Raw genomic sequence first — 21,432 nt, forward strand, 5'->3', positions numbered from 1 at the left:
TAATTTAAATTAAGGGTAGTTTTAAATAGAAAGTGCTTCCTTTACCTTTTTCACTTTCGGCATAAACCTCACCCTGGTGATCATCTACTATTTTTTTTACGTAAGCCAGACCTAAACCATGGCCCTTAACATTGTGTATGTCTCCGGTATGCTCCCTATAAAATTTTTCAAATACCTTTTTTAGGACCACTTTTCCCATTCCTGATCCTTGATCTTTTATTTTAATAATTATATAATTCCCTACAACTTCCGTAAATACATCAATTTTAGGAACACTATGGGAATACTTTATAGCATTGTCCAAAATATTGACAATAACATTGGTAAAATGCATTTCATTGGCCAATACCTCGGAGCGCTTTGCCTCTAAATGGGTGTTTATATACCCCCCCCTATCTGCTACTATCAGTTCTACATGTGTAATTGCATCTTCAATTATGTCGTGCACATCTGCCCTATCCTTATTAATATCCAACTGATTTTTTTCCAATTTGGATATTCTGAGTACATTTTCTACCTGAGCGTGCATTCTTTTATTTTCGTCCTTTATCATTTGCAAGTACCGCAGCACCTTCTCTTTATCATCAATTATTTTTGGGTTTTTTATTGCTTCCACAGCCAAATTAATTGTTGCGATCGGCGTTTTAAACTCATGCGTCATATTGTTGATAAAATCCGATTTAATTTCTGAAATCTGTTTTTGCCGTATCAATTGATAAATGGCACTAGAATAGGCAACAACAATGACCAAAGTAAATGCCAAGGATAAAATCGCCATCCCCAGAATAGATTGGATCAGAAAACTTTTTTTCTTCGGAAACGTAATCAACAATGAAAAGTTGGTGTTTCCATCACTGTCTTTAAACAACGGCGCCTTATATAGTGTTGTTTCAGAGAATTTAAATTTTTTGGAACGCACTTTGGTGGGTAGTCCTTTGCTGTACACTCCGTACTCGTAATCAATATCGATTCCCCTATTTTTTAGTTCCCGACTTAAAAACAATTCAATTTCCTGTTTGGATACGCGTTTATGAATAGACCTAGATTTGGCCTGTTCCCTAAAAACATCGTCCAGAGCAGCCTTATCCACAGAGGTAAGTCCGCCTATTTTTTCTAACTTTTGTACCGGAGTAAGAGAGTATTGTCTTCCATCCAACCCAAAATCCTCCTTATAAATCTCCGTCATCCTAGTACTAGTAATATTCTTAAAGGTGGTAGTGTCCAACCCTATATCAAAGAACTTAGATGCCATATTGTAATCCTCCTCCAAAATACCATGGGTATAAAAACGAATTTCGTTGGAGTTTATATCCCGGTCGAAAAAAAAGAAATTCTTAAGATGCGTAGCCTTTGGCTTCCCAATACTATCCTTTAATTTGTAAAATTCATTAAGATAATCTTGAACTTCCCTTTTTTCAATATTTTCTACGACCCTATTTAATATTTGGGTCACTGTATTGGAAAACTGCTCCTCTTTGTCTTCTACCGATTTGTTAATCCAATAGCTTTGAACAAAAATAATCCCAATAAGGGAAAGGCTCATTAAGACAACCAACAGACCAAATAACCTTTTATTCATTAACAGTAAAATTATAAATTTAACATTTAGTGGATCGTACGTTTAACCTAACCTTAACAAATATGTTAAAATTTCGACTTTAACACTTGGTTTTAAGTAGTTTTTGATGTATAGACGCTACTTGGCCAGCCGTTTTCTGTATTTCAGAATTTTCAATAACAAAATTCGCGAGGGGTACCTTCCTATTATCTTCCCATTGATTTTTCACCCTTTCCATAACCTGCTCGGTACTAACCCCATCTCGTTGCACTACCCTATTGATCCTAATATTTAAGGGTGCCGTTACCAATATTATTTGATCATAGAGATTATGGGTCCCATTTTCAAATATAATTGCCGCCTCTTGAATTACATAATCCGAATTTTGATTACGCGCCCACTCCTTAAAATGGTTGCGCACAGCGGGATGCACTATATCATTTAGAGCTTTCAGTAATTCAGAATCCTTAAAGACTCTTTGGGATATATACGTCCGGTTCAATACTCGTCCATCATAACTATCCTCTCCTAATAAAGTAACGATCTGCTGTTTTATATGATCGGAATTACCCATTAACTCCTTTGCCTCTTCGTCCGAATTATAAACGGGTACCCCTAATTCACGGAACATTCCTGCTACAGTAGATTTACCACTGCCAATTCCCCCTGTTAAACCTACGATTTTCATTGTTTCATCAATATAAACTCCACCTTATCTTCCTTTAACTGTACCACATTTAAAGACTCTATTTTCTTAGTGATTTCGAGCTCAAGGATATTATCCCCATTTTCTTCAAATTGCGCATAATCCGCGCTAACCTCAAAGTCAGTCGACTTTAACTTTTTTAAATTAACCAACCGATCCCTGCACAACACTTCAGCAGTCTCAGGAAATGTCCTTACCACCACTCCTTCAGGAACATTTATCACGTTTATGGGTATTGTAAGGATGCGCTCTGAAAATTTAAATATCTCCCCCTCCACTTTCACTTTCTTACTAGAAAAGGTGGTATTCTTTAAGTGGGTCGGTAATTGTAAATCTACCGTTTTGGAAAAGTTACCAGTCAAGTTCGCAAAAGATAGTTTTTTTGTCGGAATACTCTTCAACTCCGACACTTCACTTTCCGGGCCTATTACCGTTATAGAATCGGGTATCAATGTTACATCCCTGTCCAATAAATAGTGTTGCTCAAAATCGATATTTACATTGGAGACCACGGCAAGTTTCTTTTTGGTAAGCTTCTGAAAATTGAAGAACATGCTATCCCTGTCCATATCCACGATGTTGATAAAGTTGGGAAGTTGGGACTCTATTTGGCCCCTATAGTCCATTGGCGACATATAATACTTTCGCCCCCGTTTTCCCAAGTTAGATAGATCTACCGTAACCACCTTATTCTTAAATCCGAACACTAAAAATTGAAAGCCACTAGCCCTTAACCTGACCTTTATGTTCTTTTTGGACACCTTTTTCAACAATAAGCTATCTGGAGCACTGGTGTAAGAAAGATCAAAAGTGGTATCGTTAGTATATTGTTCCGCTAGATTACTTATAAACCATGCCAAACTAGACCCTAAAAGAAACATTAAGAAGAGTTTCACCTTTCTTTTCTGAAGTCCGTTTTTTATGTGTTTTATCAATTTCTATAGGGTTTTAAAGAATAGATTTGGAAATAAGTCCTGGGGTTTTTTATTGCTGACGGCCAAAAGAATGGAATTCTTAAGAAATCCAATTCCATAACCAACAAATTGGATTAGCACTGCTATCAGAGACAAAAGCGCCACCATAAAACTTTTATTCACTACAAAGGAATGTACAAAAAGCAAACCAAAATACAGGAGATAAATGGCAATTGGTGCTATCATCCCAAAAAATAATAACACAAATGAGATAAATAATCCCAGACAGAACAAACTAGGGAACCAATATGTGATTTTCGCAGTCCCTGGATGCCATTCGTTTAATATTGGCCTAACCATCCCAAACTTATTTACCTGGGTATAGAACTTGCTCCAATCTATCCTTCTTTTGTGATAAACATAAGCATCGGGGATAAGTTTTGTTTCATAACCGGCCTTCCATATTCTAAAAGTTAAATCCGGGTCTTCCCCTGGATGGATAGTACCATAGCCCTGAGTTTTTTCGAATACCTCTTTGGACAACCCCATATTAAAGCTCCTAGGTTGGAATTTACCAACAGCCGTTTTATTGCCCCTGATCCCCCCGGTGGTAAACACAGAGGTCATTGTGTAATTAATGGCCTTTTGAACCTGACTAAAGGAAGGGTGAGCCGCATCTGGCCCCCCATAACAATCTACATAGTTTTCCGCTAGGTCCGCATCTACTAGGGATAAATATTGGGGTGGAAGTATACAATCCGAATCAAGAACAATAAAATAATTTCCTTTGGCGCGTTGCATCCCATAATTTCGGGACGACCCTGGGCCTGAATTTTCTTTTGTTAAATAGGTGATGGCAAGTTTATCCCCATATGTTTCCACTACCTCCTGAGAACTCTCGGTAGACCCGTCTTCTATAATTACAATTTCAAAAGGCTTACTGTAATCCTGGAGAGCAAGGCTTTGCAGGAGCTCATCAATTTCATTGGGTCTGTTATAAACGGGAACAATAAAGGAATAAAATAGGTTCATTTTCTATAGTACTATTAAAAAGTGATGCGACAGAAAAAGGATTCTGCCAAGGTTTTGGTATAAAACAAACAATCACCCAACCAAGCTTGACTATCCTGTTAAATGCTGCCTTACACCTGTAATTTAAAGCGACTTTGGTATTGGAGTAGGCTATTTATTCCTTGAAACCGTCCACTACTTCCTGACTCACGCCTGTGGAGGAAAATCCACCATCGTGAAACAAGTTTTGCATGGTCACTTTTTTGGTGTAATCCGAAAATAAGGTTACAGTATATTCCGCACAATCCTGAGCTGAAGCATTACCTAATGGTGACATTTTCTCAGCATAGTTAATAAAGCTGTTAAATCCCTTTACTCCTTGTCCTGCAGTAGTAGGCGTTGGGGATTGGGAAATGGTATTCACCCGCACCCTTTTTTCCTTTCCGAAAAAATATCCGAAACTACGAGCAATAGACTCCAAATAAGCTTTATTATCGGCCATATCGTTATAATCGGGGAAGGTACGTTGTGCCGCCATATAAGTAAGTGCTACTATACTTCCCCATTCGCTCATGGCATCTGCCTTATACAAACTTTGCATCACCTTATGAAAGGAGAGCGCAGACACATCCCAACCCTTAGCAGTAAAATCATACTTTTGATCGGTATAGGGTCGGCTTTTACGAACATTAACGGACATACCGATCGCATGGAGTACAAAATCTATCTTTCCACCCAATATTTCCATGGATTTTGCTACTAGATTATCTAGGTCCTCTTCACTTGTGGCATCAGCAGCTACAATAGTAGCACCTGTTTTTTTGGCAAGTTCATCTATCTGTCCCATTCGCATGGCAATTGGCGCATTGGTAAGTACAAATGTTCCGCCCTCTGCATGAACGGTCTCTGCAGTTTTCCAAGCGATAGAATTTTCGTCCAAAGCTCCAAATATAATCCCTCTTTTTCCCTTCAATAAATTAAACGACATACTTCTATTTCTTTGTGAATTTTAAGATGGACAAAGATATTAAAAATTAACGGGGCATTTTTTCAGGAGCGAAAGCTTATCAAATAAAATAATTAGGTAGAAGCACCTAATAATAGTTTACGCTAGAATTGTCCGATAATTCAACCCATCATCATGGTATGACCGTCGTGAATTTAGATGGCGTATAGTAGCTATGGAAAATAGGTAGATAAACGAAAACAGAAATAGTAGGGCCGTTTTAATTCAGTAATTGCCGTGCATGGGCCAGTGCCGATTCCGAAATGGTCTTTCCCCCTAACATTTCCGCAAGCTCGGTAATCCGCTCCTGCTTGGTTAATGATTTCATCTTGGTATTGGTCCCCATCAACTCTTCTTCTTTATAAACTTTAAAGTGATGAGCGCCCTTAGCTGCAACCTGAGGTAGGTGTGTAATAGAGAATATCTGCATGGTTTGACTCATTTCACACATGATATCGCCCATTTTATTGGATATCTCTCCAGAGACCCCTGTGTCGATTTCATCGAACATCATAGTAGGCAATTGTTCGTATTTCGCTAGTATAGACTTAATGGTCAACATAATTCTGGAAAGTTCCCCACCAGATGCCACCTTTTTGAGTTCTCCATATGCGGAGCCCTTATTGGCAGACAATAGAAAGGTTAAATTGTCTTTTCCCGAAGGTTTAAATTCGGCGGAAGGTTGAATCTCTATCTTAAATGTAGCACTTGCCATCCCCAACTCCACCAGAGTATCTTCTAATTGTTTTTTAAGTTTGGGAATAATCCCCTTCCTGTTCTTGCTCAGTTTCACAGCGGTGTTATTTAGTGCTGTATCCAATTCCAACACCTCTTTTTTCTTAGCCTTTATATCACTTTCAACATTTTCGGTTGCCCTTACTTTTTCCTCCAATTCCCTCCTAATTTCCATTAGCTGCATCACATCTTGGGCATTGTGCTTTTTTAAGAGGTTGTACAAGAGCTGTAATTTGGTATTTACCTCCTCCAACATTTCGGGATTGGCCTCTACCTTATCGTTTAGGTTACTAAATTCGTTGGAAATATCGTCCAATTCTATAAAAACTGATTTAATTCGTTGGTCCACGTCCGAATATTGCTGTCCAAAATGCCCCAATTTACTAGAGGTTTGCTTTAATTCTGTCAGAAGGTTTACCACCCCAATCTGCTCATCGTTCAACAATTGTTGCGCATGGGACAATTGCTCTAGGATAATCTCCACATTGTTCAACTGCTCGTAATCCTCCTCCAGGGTTTCAATTATCCCCTCCTTTAGTGGAGCTGCACTCAATTCTTGCAACAAAAAACTATTGTATTCATGTTCCTTGGTTGCATTGCTCTGGAATTCCAAAAGTTGCTCCAATTCCTTTGATACGGCTTGATATTGCATCAATTTGGCGGTATACTCCTTTAACAACTTCTCGTTATCTGCAAGGGCGTCAATAGTTTTTAATTGAAAATCATTATCCGCCAATTGCATGGTCTGATGCTGGGAATGCACATCTATCAATTGATCTCCCAATTTGGAGAGCACATCCAAGTTAACCGGGGAATCATTGATAAAGGCCCTTGATTTTCCGCTAGGCAAAATTTCCCGTCTTATGATCGTTTTCTTTTCAAAATCTAAATCGTTTTCTAAAAAAAACGACTCCAATCCGTATTTAGAAATTTCAAATTCGGCCTCTACAATACATTTATTCTCCTTCTCTCTAAGAGAGGAAAGGTCTGCCCTCTTGCCCAACACCAAGGCCAATCCCCCTAATAAAATGGATTTACCGGCACCGGTCTCACCGGTGATTACCGTAAAGCCGTTGGTGAACTTAACGTTTAAGTGATCTATAAGGGCGTAATTTTTTATGGAAAGATTTGTCAGCAAGGTTCAATTTCTAATGTTCAGGTAAAGATAATTTTTATTGCATTGGAAAAAAATGGGAGGATGTAAATAATCCACTTAAAATTTTATATCATTCCATGTGGAAGAATAAAGTGGTGCAATTTTATTTAAGGTCTCCTTTAATTGAACTACATCTACCTTGGGACCATCGGAAAATATATTCTGGATTTCCTGAGCTTTGGCATCGAAAAACGTCTGGGTCAAAAAAGCATTGGGATGCCTAGTAGCCATCGTCTCGAACAAACGCATTGTTCCGGCAACCACCTGTTTTCCAGTACTATTATTATCCGAAAGTATGTCCAGACCTTTTCTATGATAATTGTACATCGCTACCCTATACTCCCTATAGGAATTAGACATTAGGTTGTCTACCAACTCGAACCGACTACGATCACCGGAGGTTTTGGACCAACCGGCAAAACTACCACTTTGCGATAGCGCAACAATTTGTTGGGCCTTCCTAAAATAATCATTCCCACCCTCCAAGGAAAAAGTATCCGCATCCAATCCCAAAATAACATATGCGTAATAAGAGAGTACTGCCACCAAATTTGAATCCATATTATTTTCGTTATAGATCAATGGCTGAAACTCTATATACTGGAAATTAAATTGGTTGTCCTTAAAATTAAGAATGGGACTTTCATATGAAGTATTAAAAACGGGTCGGGAAGATTGTATTTGTATATTTCCTTTAAATCGATTGGATTCGTATTCCGTAATGGTAATGAACATTTGTGCGTTTACCTTTTCGTTATCCTTATAAATCCTGTTAGACCAGCTGGTTTTGTTTACTAAATCGTTCAGGGAACGTTCCAAGGTCTTAAAAATTTGCTGATTGGTTAGACCTACTTGATCCGCATTTACGGTAATAGTACATTTTAATTCCTGTGCTCCCACGCCTATGGAAATAAGACAACAAATTGCAGCTAGAAGAAAGTTACGCATGGGTACGGATTATAATTTCGTTTAAAATATCCAGAGCAACCTCTGCCTTGGTTTTTAACTCAAACGTTTTTAAATCCAAATTCTTATCAATAAAGGAAATTTTGTTGGTCAACTTACCAAAGCCTGCCCCAGTATCGTTTAAGGAATTAAGCACAATGGCGTCTAAATTTTTTCGTTTCAATTTCCCTATGGCATTTTCTTTCTCATTTTCGGTCTCCAGTGCAAAACCGACTAAAAACTGTTCCCTTTTCTCTTGACCCAAGGAAAATAGAATATCCTTATTTTTCACCAATGAGATAGAGAACTCCTCGTCGCTCTTTTTTATTTTTTGATCTGCAACCGATTTTGGTTTGTAATCTGATACCGCCGCAGCGCAGATTACAATATCCATATCTCGATAGAGCTTATGCACCTCCTTGTACATCTCATCGGCTGAGATGACTTTAATAAGGGTTACTTGTGTATGCTGAATAGTTAAATGTGACGGTCCTGAAACTAAAAATACTTCCGCCCCCATATTGGCCGCTTTTTGAGCCAATTCGTATCCCATTAAGCCTGAAGAATGATTCCCAATAAATCTTACAGGATCTATAGCTTCGTATGTAGGACCAGCTGTTATCAATATTTTCCGGTCTTTAAAAGGTAATCCTTTTGAAAGATCCCGAATTAAAAAATCCAATATCTCTTCTGGCTCCGCCATACGACCTTCTCCTACTAGCCCACTTGCAAGCTCTCCAGAAGTAGCTGGAATCATAATATTCCCAAAGGAACTCAATTTTTCAAAGGTTTCTGCAGTAGAAGGATGGATAAACATATCCAGATCCATTGCCGGGGCAAAATAAACAGGACATTTTGCAGAAAGATAAGTAGCCATCAACAAATTATCCACATTGCCATGGGCCATTTTTGACATGGTATTTGCGGTTGCCGGGGCTATGACCATAAGATCTGCCCAGAGTCCTAACTCCACATGGTTATTCCAAGAGACGCTACCATCTTCTTCATTTATAAAAGTAGAATGTACTGGATTCTTAGACAAGGTAGCCAAGGTTAAGGGCGTAACAAAAGAGCTGGCGCTATGCGTTAAAATTACTTTAACGTTAGCGCCAGCTTTAATAAGTAAACGTACCAAAAAGGTGGTTTTATAAGCAGCTATACCTCCAGTAACCCCTAAAAGTATATTTTTTCCGCTTAACATCCTTTATGCGTCTTTCTCTGTATTCCTATAATAAATTTTATCGTCCAACCACTCCCTCACTGCAATAGCATGTGGTTTAGGAAGTTTTTCGTAGAATTTAGAAACCTCTATTTGTTCCTTATTTTCAAAAACCTCTTCCAAGCTATCGCTATAGGTAGCAAACTCTTCCAATTTTTCCAAAAGTTCCTTTTTAATCTCAGAATTTATCTGAACCGCCCTTTTTGCAGTAATTGAAATAGCCTCATAAATGTTTCCCGTTGCAGCATCAAATTCGTTCTTATTGATGGTTACCGTAGAAACCGGAGCTTTAGAGTTCTTTAAATCGTTCATATTCATAACAGAAGGTGTTTTATTTGGAATAATTTTGTAATTCTTTTTCTATTTTTTCCAAGGTCTTGTTGGCATCTTTCAGATACTTCGACTCTGGAAATTGTTTTTTAAACGCATTATAAGCCGATTTAGCTTTATTTAATCGCTCGTTTTTAAGATGATCAAAACTATTGAAGGCCAAATTGGTGGCTGAATCAAACTTATAATAAAGTGCATCCTCATGATATACGGAACCAGGATTATCCGAAACAAAATTATCAAAGGCCTTTACTGCCGGAGTTAAAAAAGTAAAGTCGAATTCGCCAATCTTATGGAACTGTTTGGCAATTTCGTATTCCTTGCGCTCTATTTTGGTCGTAAGTTCCTTCGCCATAATGTTGGCTTCCACCAAATACTCGGAATCGGAATAGGTATTTATAAAATTCTGTAATTTAATCAATGCCTTATCGGTATCGGTTTGATCCAAAGAATATTTCGGCGATAATTTGTAATAACTTTTTGCACCTAAAAATCCTGCCTCAGCAGCTTTATCACTTTTAGGGTACGATTTTAGGAATCTTTCAAATTGGTATCCAGCCATATTGTAGTCCTTGGTCTGGAAATAAGAGTCTGCGAAGAAAAACATAACCCTTTCTCCCTGAGGCTTACCAATATATTTAGGGGCAATCTGCTCCAATAAACGGTTTGCCCTCTTAAAATCGCCTTCGTCATAAAATTTTTCAGCCAAATCATACTTTGCTTTAACATCCTCGTTTTTAAGTACTTTCTGATACTCACTACAAGAGCTTAGGATAACTGCCAATAATAAAAAGGGTAATATTCGCTTCATTTTTAAAAACATTCTGCAAAATTAAGGATTCTCAACGGATATAAAAAACATTTTTATCAAGCTAAAATAGCTCCCTCCCCTTCTTGTCGCAACTTTTTTGTACAAGTTTTAACTTTGTTGGGAAATATTCCTATTTATGATCCATAGAAATCGCCCCGTAATGGACGTTTTATTTAGGGTTTCAATAGTGCTAAAGGTCAACCTAGTAACTTGTAATTCTAATGGAAAGGTTGATACGCCCTTCTACCTATTCTCCAGCTTATTCCTGGAGGAATGATATCTAACCCACTAAGTATTACAAAAAAAACCGCTGCTGTAAATAGATCATTAAATCACTTACAAACACCGGCGAAATAATAATTAATTAAATTTTACACTACTGACTTAAGTACGGAACTCACAAAACTCTTGATGCTTTTTTTAAGGCTTGCGGTTGCCTCCACTAATGGAAGTCTAACTACAGCCGTACCAATTCCTATTTGCTCAAGTACTGCCTTGATACCAGCAGGATTTCCTTCCTTAAAAATCAAATCCATTCCATCCAATAAGGAATATTGTAAATTAAAAGCCTCTTTAACCTTATTTTCAAGGCCAAAGCGGATCATCTGTGTAAATTCTGAAGGAAGTCCCTGTCCCAATACGGATATCACTCCCGAACCACCAGCAAGTACCGTTGGGAGTGCAGTGAAATCATCACCAGAAATGACCATAAATCCAGATGGCTTATCCTTTATGAGGCGCATTATTTGCAGCATATCACCACTAGCTTCCTTAATGGCCACTATATTATTAAAATCATTTGCCAATCTCAGCACGGTATCTGGCAACATATTGCTCCCTGTTCTTCCCGGTACGTTATAGAGGATGATCGGTATCGGTGAAACCAAGGAAATAGCCTTGAAATGTTGATAGATACCCTCTTGGGTAGGTCTGTTATAATAAGGGGATACGGACAATATTGCTACAAAATCCTTAAGATCCGCCCTTTTTAGCTCCTCTACCACTTCAGCGGTATTGTTGCCACCAACACCTAATACCAAAGGAAGCCTCCCATCATTGGCTTTTAGTACGGTATCTATAACCAATTGCTTTTCCTTTTTGGAAAGTACAACAGATTCCCCAGTGGTTCCCAAAACCACTAAATAGTCTACACCACCAGCTATACAATACTCTACAACCCTTGTTAGAGCTCCGGTATCTATTGTGAAATCTTCATTAAACGGCGTGATCAAAGCAACACCCGTACCTACTAATTGTTCCATTATTATATCTCGTTTAGTACCCGTAAATATTTTTTCAATTCCTTCTTGAAGGTTTGAAAATCCGATATGGGTGCATTCAATATCAAATCATTTAAACTTTTATCCACTTCCCCAAAACCCACCTTTAATCTCGCTCTTGTCTTTAAGGTCATTAATTGTAACAATAATTTATCCTCGGTATAATAATTTACCAATAAATCATATTCCCGGCCCAAGAATTCTAACGCATAGCTATTTTCAATTTTTGCGTTCCAACCAAGATCCTTATCGGAAAACACTGGTGTGGAATAGGGCGAGTTTTTGTCATAATACCTTTTGTACCCAATTATCTTCACCGAATTGGGCCGCAATGAAAACTCCTCTATAAATTCATAAAAGGAATCCGTACTATCAAATCGGTCCAAATCTACAATACACCCTATAGAACTTATACCTTCTCCACCTACAAGTGTCTTTGTTGGCGACTTTAATTCCTGCTGCAAATACTTGCGACTGGCCCTAATTTTTAAATTATCTATTAACTTTTTTAAAAACATGTATTTTTACATTATCAATACTGTAAATGTAAATAATATCATTGCAAACTTAATACGAAGGTAAGAACTATATGATTTTGAAAAACAAACATTTTGTTACATTTATAACAATCTGTGTCCTTCACGCGTGTAGGCAGCCCAAGCCCGAGCTAAAAAATATTAGTGGAAAGCAAATAGAGATCAATCAAAGCATATCGGCATCAGATAGCATAGAAAAATTTATAGCTCCATACCACCATAGAATAAATCAAATATTGGACAGCGTACTTGCCTATACCCCAGTGACTATTACAAAAACAGAGGGCCAGTACAACACCTCCGCAGGAAATTTAATGGCCGATATTGTACTTGAGGAAGTAAACCCCATATTTATGTCGAGGACAGGGAACAACATCGATTTTGTGCTGCTAAATTTCGGCGGGATACGATCTATTATTTCCAAAGGCAATATTACAGCCCGGAGCGCATTTGAGGTAATGCCCTTCGAAAATTCTGTTTTTGTTGCGGAATTGGATGGCAAAGCCGTTCGGGAATTGGTTGCCTTTCTTATAACAGCTAGTGTACCCCACCCTATAGCAGGAATCCAAATTGTTGTAGACAAAAACAAAGCCTTGGAGGAGGTAAATATTCAAGGGAAACCCTTTGATGAAAACAAAACTTATTTTGTGGCTACTTCGGATTATTTGGTGACCGGAGGCGATAGGATGAATTTCTTTAAAAACCATATCTCCCTTACCAATACCGATTATCTGATCAGAAATACCATGATCGATTACTTTAAAAGGGTGGATACCGTGCATGCCGCAATAGATAACCGATTTATACAAAAAAATTAAGAATGGAACGTAGAAAATTTTTATGCCGAACAGCAGCCTCTTCTGCATTTGTTGGTATAGGTGGATTGTCGATGAATTCTTGCCAACAAGATGGAAAAAAACATATTACTGTACTGCACACCAACGACGTTCATAGTCATATAGATCCATTTCCCAACAATCACTCTAGCTATCCTAATTTAGGTGGTGTTGCTAGAAGGGCTACTTTGGTAGGAGAAATACGAAAGGAGAATCCGAATACGCTATTGTTTGATGCAGGGGATATTTTTCAAGGCACCCCCTACTTCAATTTTTACGGGGGAGAATTGGAATTTAAATTAATGAGCATGCTAAAATATGATGCCGCTACCATTGGAAATCACGATTTTGACAATGGCTTAGATGGATTGGCAGCACAGTTACCATATGCAAAATTCGATTTTTTATCCGCTAATTACGATTTCTCCAAAACTATATTACACGGGTATGTGAAACCCTACAAAACCTTTATGCGTGATGGTATAAAGATTGGCGTTTTTGGACTAGGAATAGCATTAGCTGGCTTGGTATCCGAAAAACTCTATAAAGAAACGGTTTATTTGGACCCTATAGAAATGGCTCAAGAAATGAGTCGCATTTTAAAGGAACAGGAAAATTGCGACCTCATCATCTGCCTTTCCCATATAGGTTACCAATATACTAATCCCCAAAGAGTGGACGACCTAAAATTAGCTGCAGCCACTGAAAATATAGATTTGATCATTGGAGGGCATACCCACACCTTTTTAGAGAAGCCTACAATTGCCAAGAACAGGAAAAACCTTCCCGTTTTAGTGAACCAAGTAGGGTGTTTTGGTATAAATTTAGGACGATTGGATTTCTACTTTGAAAAGGGAAGGGCAACAAAATCCGAAGGTATTTCCATTGCCATTTAGGCGAAATAATGCCACTAATTAAGCCCTGCAGCATTAATTTGCCAGATAAAGCTATATTGCTATTGGTCATAGAGGGCATTTAATGGTCCATTCCCTTCTCAACCTTTGGAGGCAAATAAAGAACCAAGGGCAGCACACCTAAAATCAGTGTTAAATAGATATGAAAAAGTGTGACTCTGATTGCGTAAAACTGTCCTGCATCAAAAAACATCAACATGAAAGAAGACACCGAAAAATCGACCATAACCAAAAAAATCATCAAAGTGAAATTTGATGAAACGGAAGAAATAACGGACACTCTGGCCGTGGAAGAGCCCTTAGAAATTAGTATCAGTGTGCTACAAGCCTCCCCTCCTATCAGCAATAAAAACATTTCCATTACTATGCGCACCCCGGGTAATGATACCGATCTTGCTGTCGGGTTTTTATTTACGGAAGGTATTTTAGCAACCGCAGATCAAATAGACAAAATATCTCTTGCAGATAACACGGTACACATTTACCTCAACAATTCTGAAAATATTGACCTCAGCAAATTAGAGCGACACTTTTATACCAGCAGTAGTTGTGGGGTTTGCGGGAAGGCCAGTTTGGAGGCTATAAAAACAGTTTCTCTTTTACCTCCTTCTTCCGCTAATTTTCAAGTAGAAAAGAACCTCCTTAACTCTTTCCCTGAAATTTTAAATCAACAACAAACAATTTTCAACCGTACCGGGGGCATCCATGCTGCAGCACTTTTTGAGCTATCGGGAAATATACTTAACCTAAGGGAAGATGTGGGTAGACATAACGCCTTGGATAAACTTATCGGAAACTGCTTTCAACATAACCACTTTCCCTTAGACAACCACATTTTATTCCTTAGTGGACGCGTCAGCTTTGAATTGATCCAGAAGGCGGTAATGGCCGGCATCCATTTTATTGCGGCAGTAGGAGCGCCCTCTAGTCTGGCTGTGGAAATGGCTATTGAGCACGATGTTACTCTAGTTGGTTTCCTAAGCAAAACCCGCTATAATATTTATAATGGCGCCAACCGCATTAAAATATAACATCTTAAACTTTGTGGCCAATTATCTAAAACTTAACTTTATAAGTTAGGTAAAAAAACAGAATACAAATGAAGATAAGGATACAAGGGAATTCCATTCGATACAGGCTGACCAGATCAGAGGTTAGTTCCCTTCAGAAATCGGGATTTATTGAAGAGCGTACCGCATTTAATGGTGCACATTTTATATATGCCATAAAAGCCTTGGACAACATTACCTCCCTGGAAGCAACATTCCAAGAAAATACCATAACCCTGCTTTTTCCAATGTCGCAAAATAAAAAATGGGCAGATGTGGAACGGGTAGGTTATGAAAACAATATGGGTTTAGAGGATGGCCAAACGTTGCGACTACTGCTTGAAAAAGATTTTGTCTGTTTGGATGAACGCACGGAAGACCAAGCTGACAATTACCCTAACCCAGCTGCTATTAATTAAGGGAGATGACAAAAAAAACAAAAGACATATCACCTAATCCGGAACCGCCCGAAAAATTAACGGGCCTAAGGACTGGGACTCCCAAAAAAGTAGCTGCAGGAATTCCAGCGGTTATTTCATCGGCCAAACACGTTTTTGGGGAAATGGGAATAGGTAGGGGATTAAAAGCCTTGGCCAACCTCAACCAGAAAACAGGATTCGATTGTCCAGGTTGTGCATGGCCAGATCCGGATGATGATAGAAGTACCTTGGCAGAATATTGTGAGAATGGTGCCAAGGCCATTGCCGAAGAAGCTACCACTAAAAAATTAGATGCCACTTTTTTCAAGAATAATAGTGTCTCCTACCTAGCCTCCCTTTCTGACTATGAGATTGGTAAAAAAGGGCGACTGGCACAGCCCATGTTCTTACCCGAAGGGGCAGATTATTATGAAGAGATTAGTTGGGAAGAAGCGTTTGGAAAGATAGCTGATCATCTAAATACTTTAGAACACCCAAACGATGCTATTTTTTATACCTCTGGAAGAACCAGCAACGAAGCGGCTTTCCTATATCAACTTTTTGTTCGGGAGTACGGCACCAATAATATGCCCGACTGCAGTAATATGTGCCATGAAAGCAGTGGGGTGGCCCTTACGGATACCTTAGGAATTGGTAAAGGCTCTGTAAAGCTGGAAGACTTTTATGAAACCGACCTTGTACTGATTTTAGGACAGAACCCTGGCACCAATCACCCTAGGATGTTGAGCGCACTACAGAAAGCAAAAAAGAATGGGGCATCTATCATTTCGGTAAATCCCCTCTTGGAAACAGGGTTATTGAATTTCAGCAATCCCCAACAATTAAAAGGTGCTTTGGGCATCAGTACTTCTTTGACCGATCTATACTTACAGGTCAAAATTAATGGTGATATGGCCTTACTGCAAGCATTGGCCAAATTACTATTAGACAAAGAAGATAAGGGCCCAGGTTCCGTGTTAGACCATAAATTTATTCAAGAAAAAACGGAGGGAATTGAAAATTACCTGACCCATATAAGGTCCTTGGAGATGGAGAATTTAATTCTGCAATGCGGAATTTCGATAGATGAATTGGAAAAAGCGGCAGAAATAATAGCCACTAAGCGGAAAATGATAGTTTGTTGGGCAATGGGCCTTACACAACATAAAAATTCCGTAAATACCATAAAGGAAATTGTCAATCTTCTTCTTTTAAAAGGCAGTATTGGTAAACCTGGGGCCGGTACCTGCCCAGTTCGGGGACATAGCAATGTACAGGGAGATAGGACCATGGGAATATATGAAAAACCCCCTAAATACCTGTTAGACAATCTGGAAAAGGAATTTCATTTTAGTCCGCCTCGAAAAAACGGATATGATACCGTAGAAAGTATAAAGGCCATGCATCAGGGGAAGGCAAAGGTATTTTTTGCCATGGGCGGTAATTTTTTATCCGCCACCCCAGATACGCTGTATACGGCAAAAGCCCTTCAAAATTGTGATCTTACAGTACAAGTATCTACAAAGCTGAACCGAAGCCACCTCATCCATGGAAAAGAAGCTATTATTTTGCCCTGTTTGGGAAGAACGGATAAGGATATCCAAAATGGTGAATTACAATTTGTAAGCGTGGAAAATTCCATGGGAATTGTCCATAGTTCCAAAGGAAGTCTAACTCCTGTATCTACCCAACTATTGAGTGAGCCGGCAATTGTTTGTGGTTTGGCAAAGGCTACACTTACCAATTCTAAGGTAGATTGGGACAAATACCTACTGCATTATGACCATATCCGCAATAGCATTGAGGCCTGTATTCCTGGTTTCGATAATTACAACCAACAGCTGAGGCAACCGTCGGGATTTTATTTACCGAATTGCGCTAGAGACAATACCTATGATACTCCTACGGGGAAGGCTAATTTTAGTATTTCCCACAGCGAGTACATTCCCTTAAATGAAAAGGAACTCCTAATGATGACCATACGAAGCCATGATCAGTTTAATACTACCATATACGGGTTGAACGATCGTTATCGTGGAATCTACAATGAGAGAAGGGTACTCTTGATGAACGCAAAAGATATTGAAAAACGAAACTTAAAAAACAAGCAATTGGTTGATCTGTACAACTATCATAATGGAACGGAGAGGGTAGCCAAGAAATTCATTGTACTGGCATACAATATTCCCGAAAAATGTTGTGCCACTTATTTTCCAGAAGCCAATGTATTGGTGCCTTTAGGTAGTACTGCGGATCATAGCAACACCCCTACCTCTAAATCGGTGGTTATAGAACTCAAAGCACATAAATCTATAGAAAATAAATTGCAACGATGATTTAAGTGGCAATGTAAATATGAGCATCTGTGGAGGAAAGCAGTTCTTCTTTTATAAAAAAAGTAAAGACATTGTTTTCAAAATCCCTAACTTATCCATCATTAAAAATAAAATTAATAATTAATTCTAATCTAAACTTAATGCACAAAGTCTTATACCTACCTATTCTTTTACTCTTATTCTCAATCAGCACATGGGGCCAAGCCCAACAGCGGGAATATTACCAACTTAAAACCTACCTTTTAGATACCGAAGAGCAGGAAAACAGAACAGATAAATACCTTAGCGAGGCACTTTTACCCGCCCTCAAGAAACTGAATATTAAAAACGTGGGCGTTTTTAAACCTAGGACCATCGACTCTTTAAACCCTAGGAGCATTAATGTCTTGATTCCTATGAGAAACATACAACAGTTAGAGACTTTGGAATCCAAACTGCAAAAAGATAACGTCTATATGGCATCTGCTAAGGATTTCTTGGATGCACACTATAAAAATCCTCCCTATAGTAGGGTGGAATCGATTCTTTTGAAAGCTTTTGTAGACATGCCCAAAATGAAATCTCCTCCCTTAACGGGACCACGTAAAGACCGTATTTACGAACTGAGAAGCTATGAATCTGCAACCGAAGCCAAATACATCAACAAAGTAGCCATGTTCAACAAAGGTGGGGAGGTAACACTCTTTGATGACTTAGGCTTTAATGCCGTTTTCTATGGTGAGGTATTGTCCGGGGCCAATATGCCCAATCTTATGTACATGACTACCTTTGAAAATCAGGCCAGTAGGGATGCACATTGGAAATCATTTTCTGATTCCCCAGTATGGAACAAATTAAAGGTGGACCCAATCTACCAAAACAACGTTTCTAAAAACGTTACCCGTTTTTTCTACCCAACGGAATATTCAGATTATTGATTATAACTCCGCTGTGTTTCCATACCCTGGAAATAAAGGATAAAAAATCATATCGGGGATAATATGATTTTTATATAAAATAGGCCGTGATTAAGTTTCACGGCCTACTTCTTTCACTTAATATCGACTACCCCTTTTATCCGAAACAACCATTACTACCACTATTACTCCAAAAAATATTCCACCAATTGCCGTTGCTCGTCCTCCACGCTTATGTCAGGAAATTTTTTTCCTGCCATTCTGTACCAATAACCCGCATTAAATTTATCTCCTTCTTTTCTATGTAAATACGCATGGATCCAGCTCCCATTGTTATTATGCATGTCTTGCGCAATATTATGGGACGACTCCCAATCTCCCTTAACATCGAACCACATGGCCTTCAAAGCTCCGGGCCAAGGTGGCGGTGGCAATTGTTGTAAAAGGGTTTCTTCAAATTCCTTATAACTTTTTGGAATGGACATTGTTATTGTTTTAAATGAGATAACCTATGCTACCGTATTGGATAGGGTTCCAATAGAATCTACCGTAATGTTAATAACATCGCCGTGATCTAGGGTAAAAGTATCTGGTGGTACTACACCGGTCCCCGTCATTAGAAGACTACCGTACGGAAAAGACATTTCACGATAAAGATAGTGAACAAGATCACTAGGTTTCCTTTTCATTTGCCCCACTTCTGTCTCACCCTCGAAAACAGTATTCCCCTTACGAACAATTTTAATTTTGATCTTTGTATCCATTGATATAGCTTCCTTGGTCAACCAAACACAAGGTCCTACTGCCGCTGCTCCATCGTAACTCTTGGCTTGTGGGAGATATAAGGGATTCTCTCCTTCAATATCTCTAGAACTCATGTCATTACCAATGGTATAGCCTATTATTTTTGCATTAGGGGTGATTACTAGGGTTAGTTCAGGTTCAGGGACATTCCATTTGGAATCTTTTCTTATCCGCACCTGTTCCCCATGGCCTACCGCACGATAAGGAGCACTTTTAAAAAATAGTTCCGGTCTTTCTGAATGGTAAACACGGTCATAGAAATCGCCGCCACCGGCATCCTTAGACTCTTCTATTCGGGCCTCCCTACTACTGTAATAAGTAACCCCAGAGGCCCAAATTTCTTGGCGCCCTACAGGTGGCATCAAGTTACCATCTATCAATGAAGCACTATCTTCAATAGGATGTAGGTCGTAAATTAAGCTAAGGCTATTGTTATAAATGTCATCGTCCATAATAAACGAATCCCATTCCTTATCGGTAAGGTAAAATTTAGAGTCATTTTCAATAATAACCCCTTGGTTGGTTTTAAAAATTTTCATCTCCTTTATATTAATAAACTAATTATGGTTAAAACTATCATTGAAGAACCCCCCAAAATGACAGATCCCAAACTATGGGTCCTATAACCCTGATTTACCTTCATATCACTTAATTGGGTTACCACCCAAAAAAAACTATCATTGGCATGGGACACCACCGAAGCTCCCGCACCAATGGCAATTACTGCCAATGCTTTTGAAACCTCGGTATCAAAACCCATTGCAGGCATTAAAGGAGCAACAATAGACGCAGTTGTAATTATGGCTACCGTAGAAGAACCCTGGGCAGTTTTAATACCGGCCGCTATAAGGAAAGGAAGCCAGATCCCTAGATTTCCATTAGTAACGTTGGATTCCAACAATGAACTTATGTCCGAGGTCTGCAAAACTTTTCCAAAAGCTCCGCCTGCCCCGGTAATTAAAATAATAATGGCTGCCGAAGTAAGTGCCTCCCCGATCCAACCTGTAGTACTCAACATTTCCTTATCCCATTTTTCGGGTAATGTAAAGGACAGGACCATTCCGATCAATAAGGCTACCACAGGATTCCCTATAAAACCAATTACCAACTTAAAAGTTCCCTCCCCGAAAGGAAGGGTCGGGTACTCGGCAAAGGATCTCAATACAATTAGAACAATAGGAACAACAATGGGAATAAAGGATTTAAGGACCGATGGCGCATTTTTCAATTGGGCATTTACCTGCTCCTCGGTTATCTTAGGTGCGGGATCAATAAATATCTTAGAACCTATTTTTTTCGCAAAGAAAATACAAACCAATAAAGCTGGGATACTGGTCATTAACCCAAAGAGAATTACCTGACCGAGATCGGCACCTATAATTCCCGCTGCAGCAATAGGTCCTGGAGTTGGGGGTACCATGGTGTGCGAGGCCAATAATCCCAAGGATAAGGCCACAGTGGTTCCCGCTAAGGAAAGTTTGGCTTTTTTGGCAAGTGCTCTATTTAATGGGGAGACTATAATAAAACCGCTGTCTGCAAAGACAGGTATGGATATAAAATAACCAATAAAACCCATTGCCATATGAACACGTTTGGGACCAATAATCCGTAGAACAAGATTGGCCAAAGCATAGGCTCCACCCGATTTTTCTAGGAAAGTCCCAATGATTAATCCGGCAATAATTATAATACCAATACTTCCTATGGTAGCACCAAACCCCTCATTAATTGTTTTAATAAGCTCCTCCAAAGGAAGTCCGGAAAAAATTCCAAATATCAAACTGGCAGCCAATAATGCTAAAAATGGATGCAGCTTAAATCGGGTAGAGGCTACAATAATGAAAACAATACAGATTAACAGTAGTAGGATGGTATACATAAATATTATTTCGAGTATTTTTTTTTAAACTTCATAACCTCCCTAAACTTTCTGTGACAAAAATTGAATATCTACATTCTAAACGGATGGCA

General features: G+C 38.8%; 21 protein-coding genes. 6 read left to right on the plus strand and 15 right to left on the minus strand.

What is annotated here, in order from left to right:
* Nucleotides 1-4: 4 nt before the first annotated feature.
* The 12 genes from KCTC52924_RS19185 to KCTC52924_RS19240 all read right to left on the minus strand — a co-directional run bounded on the left by KCTC52924_RS19185 (nt 5) and on the right by KCTC52924_RS19240 (nt 12,189).
* Complete coding sequence (locus tag KCTC52924_RS19185) at nt 5-1,579, minus strand: sensor histidine kinase KdpD (protein WP_251809334.1); 1,575 nt, start codon at nt 1,577-1,579, stop codon at nt 5-7.
* A gap of 79 nt (nt 1,580-1,658) precedes the next feature.
* Entirely contained in the window at nt 1,659-2,246 is a 588-nt protein-coding gene (coaE, locus tag KCTC52924_RS19190; protein WP_251809335.1) for a dephospho-CoA kinase, read from the minus strand.
* On the minus strand, nt 2,243-3,199 hold the full coding sequence (locus tag KCTC52924_RS19195; protein ID WP_251809336.1) for a YbbR-like domain-containing protein: 957 nt from the start codon (nt 3,197-3,199) through the stop codon (nt 2,243-2,245). Before KCTC52924_RS19195 ends, coaE begins: the two co-directional genes overlap by 4 nt.
* Before the next feature lie 3 nt (nt 3,200-3,202).
* A complete protein-coding gene (locus tag KCTC52924_RS19200) occupies nt 3,203-4,210 on the minus strand; it encodes a glycosyltransferase family 2 protein (protein WP_251809337.1) in 1,008 nt (335 codons plus the stop codon).
* Between the two features lie 154 nt (nt 4,211-4,364).
* Nucleotides 4,365-5,177, minus strand: coding sequence for an enoyl-ACP reductase (locus tag KCTC52924_RS19205; protein WP_251809338.1), 813 nt, complete (start codon nt 5,175-5,177; stop codon nt 4,365-4,367).
* Between the two features lie 238 nt (nt 5,178-5,415).
* Complete coding sequence (recN, locus tag KCTC52924_RS19210) at nt 5,416-7,068, minus strand: DNA repair protein RecN (RefSeq protein ID WP_251809339.1); 1,653 nt, start codon at nt 7,066-7,068, stop codon at nt 5,416-5,418.
* Between the two features lie 75 nt (nt 7,069-7,143).
* Nucleotides 7,144-8,034: a DUF4835 family protein gene (locus KCTC52924_RS19215; protein WP_251809340.1), complete on the minus strand. Its 891-nt coding sequence runs from the start codon at nt 8,032-8,034 to the stop codon at nt 7,144-7,146.
* On the minus strand, nt 8,027-9,232 hold the full coding sequence (coaBC, locus tag KCTC52924_RS19220; protein WP_251809341.1) for a bifunctional phosphopantothenoylcysteine decarboxylase/phosphopantothenate--cysteine ligase CoaBC: 1,206 nt from the start codon (nt 9,230-9,232) through the stop codon (nt 8,027-8,029). The genes KCTC52924_RS19215 and coaBC overlap by 8 nt, the downstream gene beginning before the upstream one ends.
* Before the next feature lie 3 nt (nt 9,233-9,235).
* The gene (locus KCTC52924_RS19225) at nt 9,236-9,568 is read right to left on the minus strand and encodes a DNA-directed RNA polymerase subunit omega (protein ID WP_251809342.1); all 333 of its coding nucleotides are present in this window, start codon (nt 9,566-9,568) and stop codon (nt 9,236-9,238) included.
* A gap of 13 nt (nt 9,569-9,581) precedes the next feature.
* A complete protein-coding gene (locus KCTC52924_RS19230; RefSeq protein WP_370671489.1) occupies nt 9,582-10,403 on the minus strand; it encodes an outer membrane protein assembly factor BamD in 822 nt (273 codons plus the stop codon).
* 359 nt (nt 10,404-10,762) lie between these two features.
* Nucleotides 10,763-11,653: a 4-hydroxy-tetrahydrodipicolinate synthase gene (gene dapA / locus KCTC52924_RS19235; RefSeq protein WP_251809344.1), complete on the minus strand. Its 891-nt coding sequence runs from the start codon at nt 11,651-11,653 to the stop codon at nt 10,763-10,765.
* 2 nt (nt 11,654-11,655) lie between these two features.
* Complete coding sequence (locus KCTC52924_RS19240; protein ID WP_251809345.1) at nt 11,656-12,189, minus strand: DUF6913 domain-containing protein; 534 nt, start codon at nt 12,187-12,189, stop codon at nt 11,656-11,658.
* Between the two features lie 71 nt (nt 12,190-12,260).
* Between KCTC52924_RS19240 and KCTC52924_RS19245 the strand changes: the two genes are divergently transcribed.
* The 6 genes from KCTC52924_RS19245 to KCTC52924_RS19270 all read left to right on the plus strand — a co-directional run bounded on the left by KCTC52924_RS19245 (nt 12,261) and on the right by KCTC52924_RS19270 (nt 18,678).
* Entirely contained in the window at nt 12,261-13,025 is a 765-nt protein-coding gene (locus KCTC52924_RS19245; protein ID WP_251809346.1) for a 5'-nucleotidase C-terminal domain-containing protein, read from the plus strand.
* Nucleotides 13,026-13,027: 2 nt separating this feature from the next.
* Nucleotides 13,028-13,939 (plus strand): bifunctional UDP-sugar hydrolase/5'-nucleotidase, encoded by a 912-nt coding sequence (locus tag KCTC52924_RS19250; RefSeq protein WP_251809347.1) that lies wholly within the window; start codon nt 13,028-13,030, stop codon nt 13,937-13,939.
* Between the two features lie 215 nt (nt 13,940-14,154).
* Nucleotides 14,155-14,988, plus strand: coding sequence for a formate dehydrogenase accessory sulfurtransferase FdhD (gene fdhD / locus KCTC52924_RS19255; protein ID WP_251809348.1), 834 nt, complete (start codon nt 14,155-14,157; stop codon nt 14,986-14,988).
* Nucleotides 14,989-15,056: 68 nt separating this feature from the next.
* Complete coding sequence (locus tag KCTC52924_RS19260; protein ID WP_251809349.1) at nt 15,057-15,425, plus strand: DUF7009 family protein; 369 nt, start codon at nt 15,057-15,059, stop codon at nt 15,423-15,425.
* Between the two features lie 5 nt (nt 15,426-15,430).
* Nucleotides 15,431-17,761 (plus strand): FdhF/YdeP family oxidoreductase, encoded by a 2,331-nt coding sequence (locus KCTC52924_RS19265; RefSeq protein ID WP_251809350.1) that lies wholly within the window; start codon nt 15,431-15,433, stop codon nt 17,759-17,761.
* Nucleotides 17,762-17,901: 140 nt separating this feature from the next.
* Nucleotides 17,902-18,678, plus strand: a complete 777-nt coding sequence (locus KCTC52924_RS19270) for an NIPSNAP family protein (RefSeq protein ID WP_251809351.1) — start codon at nt 17,902-17,904, stop codon at nt 18,676-18,678.
* Between the two features lie 164 nt (nt 18,679-18,842).
* Here KCTC52924_RS19270 and KCTC52924_RS19275 read toward each other — a convergent pair whose 3' ends face one another.
* The 3 genes from KCTC52924_RS19275 to KCTC52924_RS19285 are packed head-to-tail and all read right to left on the minus strand — an operon-like array spanning nt 18,843 to nt 21,340.
* Entirely contained in the window at nt 18,843-19,142 is a 300-nt protein-coding gene (locus tag KCTC52924_RS19275) for a hypothetical protein (RefSeq protein WP_251809352.1), read from the minus strand.
* Nucleotides 19,143-19,166: 24 nt separating this feature from the next.
* Nucleotides 19,167-20,000, minus strand: coding sequence for a fumarylacetoacetate hydrolase family protein (locus KCTC52924_RS19280; RefSeq protein WP_251809353.1), 834 nt, complete (start codon nt 19,998-20,000; stop codon nt 19,167-19,169).
* A 5-nt stretch (nt 20,001-20,005) separates the two neighbouring features.
* On the minus strand, nt 20,006-21,340 hold the full coding sequence (locus KCTC52924_RS19285) for a GntP family permease (protein WP_251809354.1): 1,335 nt from the start codon (nt 21,338-21,340) through the stop codon (nt 20,006-20,008).
* Nucleotides 21,341-21,432: the final 92 nt, after the last annotated feature.

Source organism: Arenibacter antarcticus (assembly GCF_041320605.1).
Classification (GTDB): domain Bacteria; phylum Bacteroidota; class Bacteroidia; order Flavobacteriales; family Flavobacteriaceae; genus Arenibacter; species Arenibacter antarcticus.